We start from the raw sequence: 14548 nt of genomic DNA on the forward strand, positions 1-14548 counted from the left end.
TATCCATTTTTTTGTAAAATGTCCCAAAAATTTAAAGGATAAATATGCAAATTTGGGATCTAAAAGCACTTTTTGCAAACGAAAAAGAGTGCGAGCAAAACGCACTAAATTTACAAAAAGAGTGCGAGAAATTTAAAGATAAATACCTTGAAAATTATGAAAATTTAAAAACAGACGAGTTTTTAAAGGCATTTGGCGAATATGAAAACTTGATCGCTAAAATTTCAAAAGTAATGACTTATGCTTTTTTAAATTTTGCCAAAGATACAAGCAAGGGTGCGTTTTACGCAAAGATCGATGAGATAGCGACAAAAGCAAATGAAAATTTGATATTTTTTGAGATCAAATTTAATGAGTTTAGCCCTAAAAAACAAGAAGAGATCATAAAAAGCTCTAAAAAATATGGCTACTATCTAAGCAATCTCGCTAAAGCAAAACCGCACCAACTAAGCGTTGCCGAAGAAAGAGTATTACTTCGTACAGCAAGTACTGGGGCTGAGGGCTTTTCAAGGCTTTTTGATGAGAGCATGAGCAAGATGAGGTTTAAATTTAAAGGCGAACTTTTAAACGAAGAGGAAATTTTAGCAAAGCTTCATGACAACAATCAAAGCGTGCGAAAACTAGCCGCCAAAAGCCTCTCAAACGAGCTTAGCAAGCATCAGCACCTTCTTGGCTACATATACAATATGATAAAAACTGATCTAAAAACAAGCTGCGAGCTTAGAAATTTCAAGCTTCCTGAAGAGCCAAGACACCTTGAAAATCAAATCAGTAAAAAAAGCGTTGATTCGCTCATTGCCGTAACTGAGAAAAATTTTGACCTAGTTGCTAAATTTTACGAGCGAAAAAGAGAAATTTTAGGCCTTAAAAAGCTTTATGACTACGATAGATACGCACCTCTTAGCAGCGAAGGAGAGTATAAATTTGATGAGTGTAAAAAGATAGTTTTAAAGGCGTTTGGGACATTTTCACCTAAATTTGGCGATATAGCTAAAAGCGCCTTTAGTGGCGGCTGGATCGACGTTTATCCAGCTCCGAACAAGCGAGGTGGCGCATTTTCTCACTCAGGATCAAGCGACACTCACCCTTATGTTTTGCTAAATCACACAAACCAGCGAAGAGACCTTTTTACGCTAGCTCACGAGCTTGGTCACGCTGTGCATCAAAAGCTCTCTTATAATGTAAGCTACCTAAACTCAGATACTCCGCTAACCACGGCTGAGACGGCCTCAGTCTTTTGCGAGATGTTAGTTTTTGACCACGTAAAAGAAAACCTTAGCAAAAAAGAGAAAATTTCACTGCTTGCTGGCAAGATCGAGGATATATTTGCCACGCTTTACCGCCAGATAAATTTCACCACCTTTGAAAGGGCTGTGCACGCACACGAGGGCGAGATCAGCCTAGATGAGCTAAATAAAATTTGGCTAAGAGAGAGCAAAAAGATGTTTGGCAAAAGCGTCACGCTAAATGACTACTACAAAATTTGGTGGAGCTACATCCCGCACTTCATCCACACTCCATTTTACTGCTACGCCTACTCTTACGCGCAGCTTCTTGTGCTTGCACTTTTTGGGCTTTATAAAAGCGGCAAATGCAAAAATTTTGTTGAAATTTACACCGAGTTTTTGAGCCTTGGCGGCAGCCTTAGTCCAAAGGAGCTTGTGGCTAAATTTGGCTTTGATATCGATGATAAAAATTTCTGGCAGATCGGCATAAACGAGGTTAAAAAGCTAGTAGATGAGTTTTTAGAAATTTCAAAGGATTAAGATGTTAGACGAAATTTTAGATGATGAGAAATTTTCGCTTTTGATGAAGATGCACGTCTATGAGTGTATTGATTTTTTGCTTGAAAAAGGGGTAAATTTCTCAGTTATGGCAAATTTACCGCTAGTTAGCTTTGAGCCAAGCTTGCCAGATGAGATAAGTAGAAGCTTTAGCATGCCTGTCATTATGTTTTCACTTGGTGGTTATACGCTTGAGAGTGCGAAACTAACGCAAGATGAGCTTAGCTTTGAGGCCGGCTTTGGTAGTGAAAATTTTGCCTCTGTGATCTCCTTTCCGCTCGGTGCAGTGGTTCAAATTTTGGTTGAAAATAGCCCGATCCTTGTAAATTTTTCTATTCATAAGCCAAAAGAGAAGCAAGCAGACCACACAAAAAAATCAGTTTCAGTATTTTTGCAAAATCCTAAAAATAAAGATATATTTAAGAAAAAATAGTAATTTTAAGCATTTTTGGCTAAAATCAAAAGAAAATTTAAAAAGCAAAAAATGGAAAAATTACTATCAAATTTAAACGAATCTCAGCGCGAAGCAGCTACTCATATAGATGGCCCGATGCTCATACTTGCAGGAGCTGGCAGCGGCAAGACAAAGACGATCACAACTAGGCTTGCCTACCTTATCGGCGAGGTCGGTATAGACGCAGCAAATACGCTAACTCTTACTTTTACAAACAAAGCCGCCAACGAGATGCGTAGTAGAGCCATGGCGATGCTAAGCCAAAGCGGCAAAAACTATTCGCCACTACTTTGCACATTTCATAAATTTGGACTTTTGTTTTTAAAGCTTTACATAGAAAAACTTGGTAGAAAAAACAACTTCGTCATAATCGATACTGATGATAAAAAACGTATCATCAAAAGCTTTGAAAGTCCAGTTGCCACGGCGATTTTGTCAAGCGAAATTTCAAATTATAAAAACTCACTTTTAAGCGTCGAAGAGGTCTATAAAAACGCAAATTTCTCTTCATTTGATAAAAGCAAGGATAACTTTTACAAGCAAGCTGCTCAAATTTATGAAAAATATGAAGAATATTTAAAGACAAATAATCTTGTTGATTTTGACGATCTGCTCGGGCTTACATATAAAATTTTAGACGAAAACGAAGAGCTTGCTAGAGAAATTTCAAACCGATACAAATACATAATGGTCGATGAGTATCAAGACACAAACGACCTTCAGTATAAACTGCTAAAAAAGCTCTGTCTATGCCACGAAAACATCTGCGTCGTGGGTGATGACGATCAAAGTATCTACGGCTGGCGCGGCGCGAAAATAGATAATATCTTAAATTTTAAAGATCAGTTTAAAGATGTAAAGATCATTAGACTTGAGAAAAACTACCGCTCGAGCGAGGCGATACTAAAAGCCGCAAACGAGCTGATAGATCATAACCGCAACCGCCTTGGTAAGAAGCTTGTAGGCACAAAAGGCGAAGGCGAGGCCGTAAATTTGATAGAGAGCTTTGATGAGAGCGTCGAGGCTGGCAAGATCGCAAAATGCATAAAAGAGCTTTTAAGTAAAGGCGTGCAGGCAAAAGATATCGCTATCTTATACCGCATAAATGCACTCTCTCGCTCGCTTGAAGATGGGCTAAACAAAGAGCAAATCGCTTATAAAATGGTCGGCGGCGTTAAATTTTACGAACGAGCCGAGATCAAAGATATCATAAGCTACCTAAGGCTGATAAACAATCCAAACGATGATTTTTCAATAAGGCGCATCATAAACCGCCCAAAACGAGGACTAGGCAAAGTAAGTCTTGATAAGCTTGAAAAAATGGCATTTGAAGGCAAAATTTCCATTTACGAGGCGATCTCAAACATCTCTGATAACGACGAAGCCTTTAGCAAAAAGGTAAAATCAGCCCTTCTTGAGTTTGCAAACAACCTAAAAGAGCTTCAAGAAAGCAGCTCGGTTTTTGACCTAATAGATAAATTTGAAGCAAAATTTGGCGTGAAAAAATACTACGAGAGCCTGCCAGATGGCGCTGAAAGAGCGGCAAATATCGATGAGTTTTACGCTGTTTTAAAAGATCAGATCAAGCAAAATCCAAGCTTTGATCTGGAGGAATTTCTAAACGAGATCACGCTAACAAGTGAGCAAGACGGCATCAGTGATGAGGCTATAAGTATTATGAGCGTGCATGCGAGCAAGGGGCTTGAGTTTGAGCACCTTTTTGTTATCGGTCTTGAAGAGGGATTTTTCCCGCTTATTGGCGATGGTAGCGACATCGAAGAGGAGCGCAGGCTCGCTTACGTGGCGATAACAAGAGCCAAAAGGACACTTAGCCTAAGCTTTGCAAATTCGCGCTTTTACAAAGGTCAGCGTACAAGGTTAAATAAGAGTAGATTTTTAAGCGAGAGCGGCATAACGCATGGCTCGCTAGTTATCGAACAGAGCAATGAATTTAAAAAAGGCGACCTTGTTAAACATAAAATTTTTGGTATCGGCAGGGTGAGCGCGGTTAGCAAGATCAAAAAAGAATTTAAACTAACTATAAATTTTGGTGGCAATGTAAGAGAGATAATGTCAAGCTTCGTGGAAAAGGCCGTATGAACGCCATCTTCGTAGCAAACAAGCCAGCTGGCATGAGCTCAAACCACTTTTTAGGGCGACTAAAGAGAAAATACGGCGTTAAAAAGGCTGGATTTTCAGGCACACTTGATCCATTTGCTAGCGGCTGTCTCATCGTTGCCTTTGGTTCATATACGAAATTTTTTAGATTTTTAGACAAAAGTCCAAAAGTCTATGAAGCTACGATCTGGCTTGGGGCTAGCAGTCCAAGCATGGATAATGAAAATATCACTGAAATTTCAAATGTAAAAGAGCTAAATTTAGAAAAACTTGAAGTCATAAGAGGTGAGCTAACTGGTAAGATAAGCTACATCCCACCAAAATTTAGCGCCAAGCATATAAATGGCACAAGAGCCTATAAGCTAGCTAGAAATGGCAAAGAATTTGAGCTAAAGACAGAAACGATGGAAATTTTTGATAGCCAAATTTTAAACTACTCGCACCCATTTTTAACCATTCGTTTAAGTGTAAGCGAAGGAAGTTATATCCGTTCGTATGCAGAAATTTTTGGAAAAAAGCTTGGTTATAATGTAACTTTAAGCTCATTAAAAAGGATAAGTGAAGGCAAATTTTGCTACGAAAATGAAAAATTTTTGAATATTTGTGATTTTTTAAATATTCAGAAAAATACATACTTTGGGGATATAAATGATATTCTTGATGGTAAGAAATTAAAAATTAACGATTTTGAAACACAAAAGCAAGGAATTTATTTGCTAAATTATGATAAATTTATGAGCGTAATCCAAATCACGGATGATACTATAAATTACACTCTAAATAAGGTTGAAAAATGTTAATCCTAGCAAGAAAAGAAAATGAAGAAATTTTAATAGGAAATGACATAAAAGTTGTCATAGTAAATATTTCAAAAAATACTGTTAAACTCGGCATCGAAGCGCCACGAAATACAATGATACTAAGAAGTGAACTAGCAAATGATATTAAAAACGAAAATATCCATGCCACAAAAACTGCAAGTGAAGCCGATATCCACGAGCTAGCTAAAAAAATCGAGAAATGAAAAGCTTTGCAAAGATAAATATATTTTTAAAGATAGTTGGCACTAGAGGCAGCTACCACGAAATTTTATCGCGCTTTATCCTCTGTGAGCAGCTTTTTGATGAAATTTATTTTAAGAAATCAGATTCGTTTGCTATAGAATGTAACAACAGCGATATAAAAGATAACATCATTCAAAAAGCGATAGATGAGCTAAAAAGAGCCGGCTTTTCAAACGAGCTTGACGAGTTTTTTAGCTCCCATAAAATCATCATCAACAAAAATATCCCAATTGGTGCGGGTCTAGGAGGAGGCAGTTCAAACGCTGCCACCTTTTTACTAATGGTAAATGATGAGCTAAATTTAAATATAAAACGCGAAAATTTGATGCAAATAGCGTCTAAAATCGGCGCAGACGTGGCCTTTTTTGTAAGTGGCTACAAGGCAGCAAATGTAAGCGGCATAGGCGAGATCATAGAAGAATTTGATGACGAAGTGCCAAATTTAAATATCTTCACGCCAAATGTTTTTTGCTCTACACCGGCGGTTTATCAAGAATTTAGAAGCAATTTCTTACAATACATAGACGTTAATGCTGCAAAAAAGATGCAAAATTTAAAGAGCAAAGAGTTAGTTGAAATTTATAAAAACGGGGAGCTAAACGATCTCTTTGCCCCATGCTTCAAACTCTATCCACAGATGAACGAGTTTAGAGATAAATTTCTAAGTGGCAGCGGCAGTAGCGTATTTAGCGTAAAATAAAAGGTAAAATTTTGATAAAAGATCTAGCAAAAAACAAAAAAGCTTTGCATGACTTTAGCATACTTGAAACCTTCGAGGCTGGCATCGTTTTAAAAGGTAGCGAAGTCAAAGCTCTAAGGGCTGGTAGAGCAAATCTAAAAGATAGCTTTGTACGTGTCATAAAAGGCGAACTTTTCTTACTAAACGCCCATATCAGCTATCTTGAGACCACACATAGCGCATTTCGTCCAAATGAGCGAGCAGCCAGAAAACTTTTGATGCATAGAAAGCAGATCGATAAAATTTTCGGTCAGGTCTCACAAGATGGACTTACTTTGGTCGTTTTGGCACTTTATCTAAGCGATAAAAACATCGTAAAAGCAAGACTTGCCCTTGCAAAAGGTAAAAATTTACACGACAAGCGCGAGACTTTAAAAAGACGCGAGGCAGACAAAGAGGCAAGAGCTGCCATAAAAAGATATGTTTAAGGGATAAGATGAAGAATTTACTAGTTTTAATAATCGCTTTATTTGCTTTTTTTGGTTGTGGCGAAGATGAGAGCAGCAGTGCAAATTTTGAAGAATTTAGTCCAAACGAAGAGGTTAAGCTTGTAGATGTAAGCGGCAAGGAGCTTACTTTAATTAGAAAAGATCACGGCTTTGCCATCAAAAATGATGAAAATAAGGTTTTGATGATCGACATTTTTGGCACATTTTGCCCACCTTGCCAAAAAGAGGCAGCCGAGCTTACAAAATATCAGCTTGAAAACAAAGATAAATTTACACTAATCGGACTAACTCACTTTGAAAATGTCACAAATGAGTATGTTTTGCACGAATTTATGCAAAAATTTAACGCCTATTATTTCATAACAAACGATCAAAAGATAAATGACAGACTTGCCGAACAGATCGTAAGAGACATCGAATACAAACACGAGATCGCACTACCTTTTAAAGTAGTGATAAAAAATGGCGAATATCAAATTTTAACAGACGTAGATAGCGGACAATACGGGGTAAAATACTATCTTGGTGGTATAAAAGTCACAAAAATGAAAGAAGATCTGGCAAAAATTTATGAGACAAAATAAATTTGCCCTATATTTGGAACATCGTTTGCTTATAAAAATGTGAAATTTCATAAGGATTTTAAATGTTTGTTTTAGATAAATCAAAATCTAGCCCACTTGTTGAATCAGCTCTTGCGGGCAGAGAACTACGCCAAAAACTAATCTCTGGCAATCTTGCAAACGTTGATACACCATTTTACAAGGCTAGAGATATAAGATTTGAAGATGTTTTAAAAGAAAAAGCAAATGAAATTTATAACACTTCAAGCCAAAAAAAGCTACAACTTGCTAAGACAAACGAAGCACATATGGCTGCAGTTGATTTTCCAAAAAGCGACACAGCTCAAATTTTCTTGCGTGACGGTCACATGGCTAGAAACGACGCAAATACAGTCGACCTTGACATAGAAACAACAGAAATGGGCAAAAATACAGTTATGATAAACGCTCTTGATAACGCCTACAAGGCTCAAAGCAATATCTTTAAAAGCGTAATAGACGCAAGTGCTAAAAACTAGGAGAGATGATGTCATACTTAAATGATTTTGATATTAGCGGATACGGACTAAGCGCGCAACGCTTCAGGATGAACGTCATCAGCTCAAACATAGCAAACGCTCAAACCACAAGAACGGCTGAGGGTGGCCCTTACAGAAGGCAAGAGGTCATCTTTAAAGAGATGAACTTTGATAAAATTTTAAACGATCAGCTTAAAAACTCACAAAGTTTGCTTGATTATGAAAATCCACTCGACGACCCAAGCTCACCTAAGAACGCTCACCCTGCCCTAACTAGCGTGATCGTGGATAAAGTGGTGCGTGACGACAAGGACTTTCAGCTAAAATACGACCCAAGCCATCCAGACGCAAATGCAAATGGCTACGTTGCATTTCCAAATATAAATCCGGTTATTGAGATGTCTGACCTACTTGAAGCAACAAGGGCATATCAAGCAAACGTGGCAGCCTTTCAAAATGCAAAAACAATAGCACAAAGTGCGATATCACTTATTTCAGGACAAGCATAATGATAAATAGTATAAATTTAGACAAAATAAATAAAAATGAAAATTCAAATAAAATAGCAAAAGCAGGCGAAGAAGGCGGCTTTGAAAATGCTCTAAACGACTCTTTAAAAGAGCTAAATAAAGTCCAAATCAATGCAGATAAAGCCATAGCTGACCTTGCAACTGGCGAGGTAAAAGATCTTCACCAAGCTGCTATTGCGATAGGCAAAGCAGAGACTAGCATGAAGCTTATGCTAGAAATTCGCAACAAAGCACTAAGTGCTTATAAAGAAATTTCTAGAACACAAATTTAAGTCATTAATGAATTCCAGAAAATCAAAAATAACCATACTTTTTTTATTAATTACTTTTGGAATTTCAATATTTGTGCTTGTCATATTTTATAGAGCAAGTATCGAGCGAAAGCTTCCTAGGCTTCAAACAAGCGATATAAATACGGCGATTCGTGGCAATATAATCACAAAAGATGGCTTTAGCATCTCTTCAAGCCAAAAACTCTACAAAGTGATGCTTGATACTAGAAATATTGATCCTAATAAAAAAGAGATGTTTATCAAACTATATTCGCTTTACAGCGGCGACGATCCAAACAAAGTAAGAAAGATCATAAATGGCACAAAAGGTATTGTTACGCTCTCATATAGCATTGATGCAAAGGGCGCTACCTACCTTCAAGAGCTCTCAAGAAAGCTAAATCGTAAGAGCATTTTGGTTTCATATCTTGACCCAAAAACAGGCCTTGCTTCATTTCAGGGCATGAGAGTAATGGAGAGCGGCCAAAATCGTAAATTTATGTCAAAAGATGCTCTCACACCAGCTATTGGCTACGTGAGCAAAACTGAAAGTGACGCACTTACAAAAAGTAAAGGCGTAAAAGGTCTTGAGAGATATTATGAAGATTATTTAGCTCCTATACAAAATGCAAAAATTTTAGGGCCTCGCGATATTGGAAATAATATTATTTTAACAAGTGACTCAAATTTAGCAACAAGAGTAGATGGCTACAATGCGGTGCTCTCTATACCGTTAAAATTTCAAACTAAACTAGAGCAAATTTTAGATGAAAAGCGTGAATTTCTAGATGCAAAAGAGTTAGTTATATGCATAATGAATAGCAAAAATGGAGAAATTTTAGCCCTAGCTTCTAGCTCAAGATATGATCCTTCAAACATAAGAAAGCAAGATTATAGCGCTCTAAATTCGACCGTTAGTGAATATGCTTATGAAGTTGGCTCAGTTTTTAAGCCATTTATATTTTCCATCTTGCTTCAAGAGAAGAAAGTAAATCCATTCGAGCTTGTAAATACCTATAATGGCCGATACCAACTTGGCAAAAGGATAATCAAAGATACCCATCCAGAGCCTTTTATGAGCGCTGAAGATATAATCGTGCACAGTTCAAACATCGGCATGATTCAGCTTGTTGAGCGTTTAAATGGGCCACAAATTTATCAAGGACTTTTAAATTTTGGCTTTTCAAGAAAGACTGGCATAGATCTACCTTACGAGCAAGTAGGTATGATGCCAACAGTTACAAAGCTAAACTCATCGACATATAAGGCGACTGTGAGCTACGGATACGGCTTGCAAGCTACATTTATGCAGCTTTTAAAAGCCTATAATACATTTAATAATAAAGGCATTGAAGTTACTCCTCACATGGTTGCCCACTTAGAGAGAAATGGAAAAAGATACGATTTGCCAAAGTCCGAGCCAGCTCAAGTTATATCACAAGAAACTGCAAAGATAATGAAGAGAATTTTAATAAAAACGGTTGAGAAAGGTACTGGACTAAAAGCCTTTACGCCAGGGCTTGAGATAGGTGGCAAGACTGGAACTGCACACATTGCCTCAGGTAGTGGTGGATACAGCAATACCTACAATGGCTCATTTTTTGGCTTTGTAAATGACACAAGAGGCAATAGCTACACAATAGGCGTTTTAGCAAGGGATCCTAAAAGACCTTACTACTACTTCGGCGCTCAAAGTGCCTTGCCTATGTTTAAAAAGGCAGTTGATTTGATGGTAGAGGATGGATATTTATTTCCTGATGCAAATGTAATAGCTGAGTTTGAAGCCAAAAAAGATAAGCTTAAAAACGATAAGACAAAACAAAAGCCTGCTTTGGACTAAAATTTTAAAACAAGAAAGATATAAAAATTTCTTTTGCTTTTATTGCTTTTAATAAATTTCTCTAATTACAAAGTCTTTAATGCTCTTAAAATACTTTTAGTTTCTAATAGCAATTAAATTATAAATGGAAAATCTAAACTGATCGAAAAGATTTAAGTCTTTAATATTTTTAGAAGTTATCTCTTTGTCATCTTTGTAGTTTTTTCCGCCTAAAAAGAGCAGATAAATAAGCGGGGTAACATAATTAAATCTTAAGAAAAGCGCTACGATACAATGAAAAAAGCCGTAGTTATATCTGATACAAACATAAAAACCATAAATTATATAAGCTATCATTAGAATCAAAAAAGCATAGAATATAAAGCTTAAACCAGCATAATCTGAAATATTTAAAAAGCTGCAAACAAAAATAAAAGCACTTACCAAAGTAGGCAATATAATGATTGGAAAAATTATATGAAGTCCAATTAGATCAAATTTACTCGCATAAACCTTTATGTTATATCTACCTGTAGGAATTATCAAAAATATAGGCAATACGATTGAAAATAAAATAAGAAATATCACGTACATAGAATCAAAATCATAGGAACTCATTTTTATCCCAAGCTTAATTTTAAGATATTTTAACTACACTTTTTTAAATAAATTTATCTACGATTTTTGCGATTTTCTATGCCGATTTTCTCACTCTCTTCTATCTCGACAATATAGCTTGGATTTTTCTTTTTAGCCTCTTTATCTAAAAAACTGATGAGCTTTGCATCAGAATTTTTATGAGAGCAGATCAAAATTATGAAATTTATATAGTTGTTTGCCTCTTTTGGCATGACTTGGTTATTTTTAGCTGGTATACTAAAATTTCCTACAAAGATTTGAATAAGTTCGAAAAGCTCGTTTTTGCTTAAACTATTATCACCCGCAAGCTTTTCAAGCTTTTCGATCGTTATCTCTTCTTTTTCTAATACAAGCTCCTTTGTTTCGGTGCTATAATCCCTATTTCTTAAAAGTATATAGATTAACACACAAATTGCAATTAATAGCAATACAATAAAGAAAACTATTAGACCTTTTATTAGCATCTAAAGCCTTGAGCAAAGTGATCGCTTTGTAAATGCCAAAATACTCATAAGCACCATTATCACGATACTAATCCAGACAAAATCAGGCACTGGCAATGGATCGCCAGCTGCATACGAGTGCATACCAGCTAAATAAAAATTTACGCCAAAATAAGTCATAATAATCGACCAATAAGCAAAGAATGAAGCCACTGCAAATGCATACTGGTTATTTAGCTTTGGAATAAATCTTATATGAAGAACTGCGGCATAAACAAGTATCGAAACTAATGCCCAAGTCTCCTTGCTATCCCAGCCCCAATATCTACCCCAACTCTCGTTCGCCCAAACACCGCCTAGGAAATTTCCAAGAGTAAGTAAACTAAGTCCTAGTATCATAGCCATCTCATTTATGCGGGTGGCTTCGAGGATATTGCGAGAAATTTCTGGATTTGGCTTTTTCTTATTTTGCAAAATGATAAGTAATAGAGTAAAGCCACCAAGTAACGCGCAAAGCCCTAAAAATCCATAACTTGCAGTAATGACAGAAACATGTATTGTTAGCCAGTAGCTTTGAAGCACTGGCACAAGTGTAGTGATCTGCGGATCCATCCAGCTAAGGTGTGCAACAAATAATGTAACACCAGCCAATATAGACGTAAGAGCAAGAGCGATAGGGCTACGTTTTGCAAAGACGATACCAGAAAATCCTAGAGCCCAAGCGATATAGACCATCGATTCATAAGCGTTACTCCAAGGCGCATGTTCAGCAATGTACCAACGAAGTCCAAGTCCAACAGTGTGAGCAAGAAAAGCTAGTAAATTTACAATATATACAACTCTTACAATACCATTTATCTGAACTTTTGGAGCTAGCATTTTAACAAAAACAAAAAATAAAAGCGCTAGGCCAGCCAAAAGATAAATCGGCGTCAATCGCTCAAAAATTTGAATTTTATTAAACAAAATTTCTATATTTATCTTTTCTTCACTTGGCATTACAGCAGAACCATACTTTTGCTGATAGACTGAAATTTTATCAAGTGCAGCATCAGCCTTGCTCCAATCATTATCTTTTGTTGCCGCATCAACTGCTGCAAAATACTCTCTCATCATATTAATGACTAGATCGGCCTCTTTAGGCGGAAAGTACATCATTGCACTAGCAGGCGAATACCAAGAGTTTGATGGATCATCTTGTTTTGGAAAAATTTTAAAAATTTCACCAATAAATATCATATAAAAAACATTCAATCTCTCATCGATCTTGATTACGTCTTTATCAAACGTATTGCGCGATCCAGGGTGCTTGCGATTAGCAATTTCGGCAAATTTTGTGAGTTTATATTCACTTCCGCCATCTTTTGTGGCTCTAAAAAAATCATTAAAACTTGCATATTTTGCATTTTCATCTATGCCAAGCTCTTTTTTTAGCTCCTTGCTTTGTCCAAGTGAGATAATTTTTTCACTTCGCCAAAAATCAGGCGTTACCATTATTGAAAGCATCGCTTGATTCGAATTTAGGCTATTTATGTTCTCGCTTCTATGTATTTTATTTAAAATTTCTTTGCTAAGAGTATCAAATGGCTTCATTCTACCATCTGAGCTTTGCACAATAAGCCTAGAAAGCTTTTGTGTGTGCTCTTTGCTGATATTAGGCAAAAAGTCTTCAGCCTTTACTGAGCTAAAATTTAAACTTAAAAGCATAATGGCAATGATAGCAACAACCTTTTTACCACCTTTTGTTGATTCATTGTCTATTAACTTAGCTAGCTTTCTAAAGCGGCTACCAGGATTTACAACATTTAACACAAAGCCAAGTCCAAGTAAAAAGTAGCCAATGTAAGTTGGTATCTTGCCTGGATCTTTATTTACAGAGAGAATGGTTCCTTTTTCATCTGTATCGTATGAGCTTTGGAAGAATCTATACCCATCATAGTCAAGCACGTGATTCATATAAATTTTATAGTCAAGGCCCGACATGTTTGTATCATCTTTTACAATAACTTCACTTGAATAGCTCATAGGCGAATTTGAGCCAGGATATCTTTTAAGCTCAAAGTCTTTTAAGTATAAGCTAAACGGAAGTTTAACTTGCTGTGCGCCCCATGAAGCATTAAATTTTTGTCCAGCCACAGCCAAGCGTGAAGGCTCTATTAGGTTATAAAAAATATGCATCTCTTTACTCTCGCCTTTATAATTTAATTCAGCTATCAAGGCGTTAAATTCGCTATCTTTTGTGCTAACTAGCTTTCTTAAAGCATGAGTCGAAACTAATCTTGGAGCAAAATTTATATTTGAAATAGTATAAAGACTGCCCATGCCAAAATCATTTACACTACCAGCTTTTAACTCAGTTTTTGAGCTATCACTCATTGTAAATTTTGAAAGATCAGTATTTGAAGTAACTGTGAAATTTCCGTCCACTAATTTAAAAAGTACATATTTTTTACTCTCATCTGGCTTAGCATTAAAGATAAAACTAATATCTGCAACTCTTGCTTCCTCTTCTTCTAACAAGAAGATTTCTTCACTTTCACTCTCGTTTGAAACCACAAATTCCACTACTGGTTGCCCATTTTTATCATCCACAAACTTATAACTTGCATTTGGCACAAATTCTTTAAATTTTAAATTAGCTTCATTATCTGCTATTTTTAGCTTTAGATCAAAACCTTTTTTTGCATCAGAAATTCCTAGTGGCAAAGCAGCGTTTATCTCTTCTCCATTATCGTTTAATGCAGTTAAATTTAAATAGGATATTTTTGTCGTAACGATATTTGACTGAGTTTTTTCTCTTATATGCATATCAGCCTCAAAGCCAAGGTATCTTGTTATGCCAGCACCGATTAAGATAACGATAAAACCAAGGTGAAAGATAAGCGAAGGGAGTTTTTTAGGATCTATTAAGTTATATCTAAAGATATTATAGGCCAAATTTATGCCAAGAAGTAGTTGAATGAGAGCAAACCAGCTGGCACCATAAACATAGTACCATGCAGCTTCTGTGCTAGTTTTACTTTCTATTATCGTAGCGGCTCCGCTAGCTATGGCAAAGATTATCATCAAAATGATAGCTGAGCCCATACTTAAAAATAATGATCTTGGATTTAACATCTGCTTCCTTTTATTTATATTATGACAAAGCTATCAAAG

The 14548-nt window shown here is 36.2% G+C and carries 15 protein-coding genes; 12 read left to right on the top strand and 3 right to left on the bottom strand.

The window, feature by feature from the left end:
• The first annotated feature begins 44 nt into the window (after window positions 1-44).
• The 12 genes from CVS93_RS02995 to CVS93_RS03050 all read left to right on the top strand — a co-directional run bounded on the left by CVS93_RS02995 (window position 45) and on the right by CVS93_RS03050 (window position 10331).
• The gene (locus CVS93_RS02995; RefSeq protein WP_107686529.1) at window positions 45-1766 is read left to right on the top strand and encodes a M3 family oligoendopeptidase; all 1722 of its coding nucleotides are present in this window, start codon (window positions 45-47) and stop codon (window positions 1764-1766) included.
• Between the two features lies 1 nt (window position 1767).
• Window positions 1768-2217 carry a hypothetical protein gene (locus CVS93_RS03000; RefSeq protein ID WP_107686530.1) on the top strand — a complete coding sequence of 150 codons (450 nt, stop codon included), beginning with the start codon at window positions 1768-1770 and terminating at the stop codon, window positions 2215-2217.
• A 51-nt stretch (window positions 2218-2268) separates the two neighbouring features.
• On the top strand, window positions 2269-4338 hold the full coding sequence (locus tag CVS93_RS03005) for an ATP-dependent helicase (protein WP_107686575.1): 2070 nt from the start codon (window positions 2269-2271) through the stop codon (window positions 4336-4338).
• Window positions 4335-5156: a tRNA pseudouridine(55) synthase TruB gene (gene truB, locus CVS93_RS03010; protein WP_107686531.1), complete on the top strand. Its 822-nt coding sequence runs from the start codon at window positions 4335-4337 to the stop codon at window positions 5154-5156. Before CVS93_RS03005 ends, truB begins: the two co-directional genes overlap by 4 nt.
• The gene (gene csrA / locus CVS93_RS03015; protein WP_021090864.1) at window positions 5150-5380 is read left to right on the top strand and encodes a carbon storage regulator CsrA; all 231 of its coding nucleotides are present in this window, start codon (window positions 5150-5152) and stop codon (window positions 5378-5380) included. Before truB ends, csrA begins: the two co-directional genes overlap by 7 nt.
• Window positions 5377-6120, top strand: coding sequence for a 4-(cytidine 5'-diphospho)-2-C-methyl-D-erythritol kinase (locus CVS93_RS03020; RefSeq protein ID WP_107686532.1), 744 nt, complete (start codon window positions 5377-5379; stop codon window positions 6118-6120). The genes csrA and CVS93_RS03020 overlap by 4 nt, the downstream gene beginning before the upstream one ends.
• Window positions 6121-6134: 14 nt before the next feature.
• Window positions 6135-6587, top strand: coding sequence for an SsrA-binding protein SmpB (smpB, locus tag CVS93_RS03025; protein WP_035142320.1), 453 nt, complete (start codon window positions 6135-6137; stop codon window positions 6585-6587).
• A gap of 8 nt (window positions 6588-6595) precedes the next feature.
• Window positions 6596-7192, top strand: coding sequence for a thioredoxin (locus CVS93_RS03030; protein ID WP_107686533.1), 597 nt, complete (start codon window positions 6596-6598; stop codon window positions 7190-7192).
• Window positions 7193-7254: 62 nt separating this feature from the next.
• Window positions 7255-7689, top strand: a complete 435-nt coding sequence (gene flgB, locus CVS93_RS03035) for a flagellar basal body rod protein FlgB (RefSeq protein ID WP_107686534.1) — start codon at window positions 7255-7257, stop codon at window positions 7687-7689.
• 8 nt (window positions 7690-7697) lie between these two features.
• Window positions 7698-8198 carry a flagellar basal body rod protein FlgC gene (flgC, locus tag CVS93_RS03040; protein WP_107686535.1) on the top strand — a complete coding sequence of 167 codons (501 nt, stop codon included), beginning with the start codon at window positions 7698-7700 and terminating at the stop codon, window positions 8196-8198.
• The gene (fliE, locus tag CVS93_RS03045) at window positions 8198-8491 is read left to right on the top strand and encodes a flagellar hook-basal body complex protein FliE (RefSeq protein WP_021090507.1); all 294 of its coding nucleotides are present in this window, start codon (window positions 8198-8200) and stop codon (window positions 8489-8491) included. Before flgC ends, fliE begins: the two co-directional genes overlap by 1 nt.
• Before the next feature lie 7 nt (window positions 8492-8498).
• On the top strand, window positions 8499-10331 hold the full coding sequence (locus CVS93_RS03050; RefSeq protein ID WP_107686576.1) for a peptidoglycan D,D-transpeptidase FtsI family protein: 1833 nt from the start codon (window positions 8499-8501) through the stop codon (window positions 10329-10331).
• A gap of 96 nt (window positions 10332-10427) precedes the next feature.
• On the opposite strand, the gene CVS93_RS03055 is transcribed toward CVS93_RS03050, so the two are convergent.
• The 3 genes from CVS93_RS03055 to ccsA are packed head-to-tail and all read right to left on the bottom strand — an operon-like array spanning window position 10428 to window position 14509.
• Complete coding sequence (locus tag CVS93_RS03055) at window positions 10428-10928, bottom strand: hypothetical protein (RefSeq protein WP_234400074.1); 501 nt, start codon at window positions 10926-10928, stop codon at window positions 10428-10430.
• Window positions 10929-10981: 53 nt separating this feature from the next.
• Window positions 10982-11413 (bottom strand): fatty-acid--CoA ligase, encoded by a 432-nt coding sequence (locus tag CVS93_RS03060; RefSeq protein WP_084040666.1) that lies wholly within the window; start codon window positions 11411-11413, stop codon window positions 10982-10984.
• On the bottom strand, window positions 11414-14509 hold the full coding sequence (gene ccsA / locus CVS93_RS03065; RefSeq protein ID WP_107686536.1) for a cytochrome c biogenesis protein CcsA: 3096 nt from the start codon (window positions 14507-14509) through the stop codon (window positions 11414-11416).
• Between the last annotated feature and the right edge of the window lie 39 nt (window positions 14510-14548).

This window comes from Campylobacter concisus (assembly GCF_003048535.1).
In the GTDB taxonomy this organism is placed as follows: domain Bacteria; phylum Campylobacterota; class Campylobacteria; order Campylobacterales; family Campylobacteraceae; genus Campylobacter_A; species Campylobacter_A concisus_S.

Coding starts and splice junctions, on each gene's coding strand:
- CVS93_RS02995 (WP_107686529.1), top strand. CDS start 45: ATGCAAATTTGGGATCTAAAAGCACTTTTTGCAAACGAAAAAGAGTGC.
- CVS93_RS03000 (WP_107686530.1), top strand. CDS start 1,768: ATGTTAGACGAAATTTTAGATGATGAGAAATTTTCGCTTTTGATGAAG.
- CVS93_RS03005 (WP_107686575.1), top strand. CDS start 2,269: ATGGAAAAATTACTATCAAATTTAAACGAATCTCAGCGCGAAGCAGCT.
- truB (WP_107686531.1), top strand. CDS start 4,335: ATGAACGCCATCTTCGTAGCAAACAAGCCAGCTGGCATGAGCTCAAAC.
- csrA (WP_021090864.1), top strand. CDS start 5,150: ATGTTAATCCTAGCAAGAAAAGAAAATGAAGAAATTTTAATAGGAAAT.
- CVS93_RS03020 (WP_107686532.1), top strand. CDS start 5,377: ATGAAAAGCTTTGCAAAGATAAATATATTTTTAAAGATAGTTGGCACT.
- CVS93_RS03030 (WP_107686533.1), top strand. CDS start 6,596: ATGAAGAATTTACTAGTTTTAATAATCGCTTTATTTGCTTTTTTTGGT.
- flgB (WP_107686534.1), top strand. CDS start 7,255: ATGTTTGTTTTAGATAAATCAAAATCTAGCCCACTTGTTGAATCAGCT.
- flgC (WP_107686535.1), top strand. CDS start 7,698: ATGTCATACTTAAATGATTTTGATATTAGCGGATACGGACTAAGCGCG.
- fliE (WP_021090507.1), top strand. CDS start 8,198: ATGATAAATAGTATAAATTTAGACAAAATAAATAAAAATGAAAATTCA.
- CVS93_RS03050 (WP_107686576.1), top strand. CDS start 8,499: ATGAATTCCAGAAAATCAAAAATAACCATACTTTTTTTATTAATTACT.
- CVS93_RS03055 (WP_234400074.1), bottom strand. CDS start 10,928: ATGAGTTCCTATGATTTTGATTCTATGTACGTGATATTTCTTATTTTA.
- CVS93_RS03060 (WP_084040666.1), bottom strand. CDS start 11,413: ATGCTAATAAAAGGTCTAATAGTTTTCTTTATTGTATTGCTATTAATT.
- ccsA (WP_107686536.1), bottom strand. CDS start 14,509: ATGTTAAATCCAAGATCATTATTTTTAAGTATGGGCTCAGCTATCATT.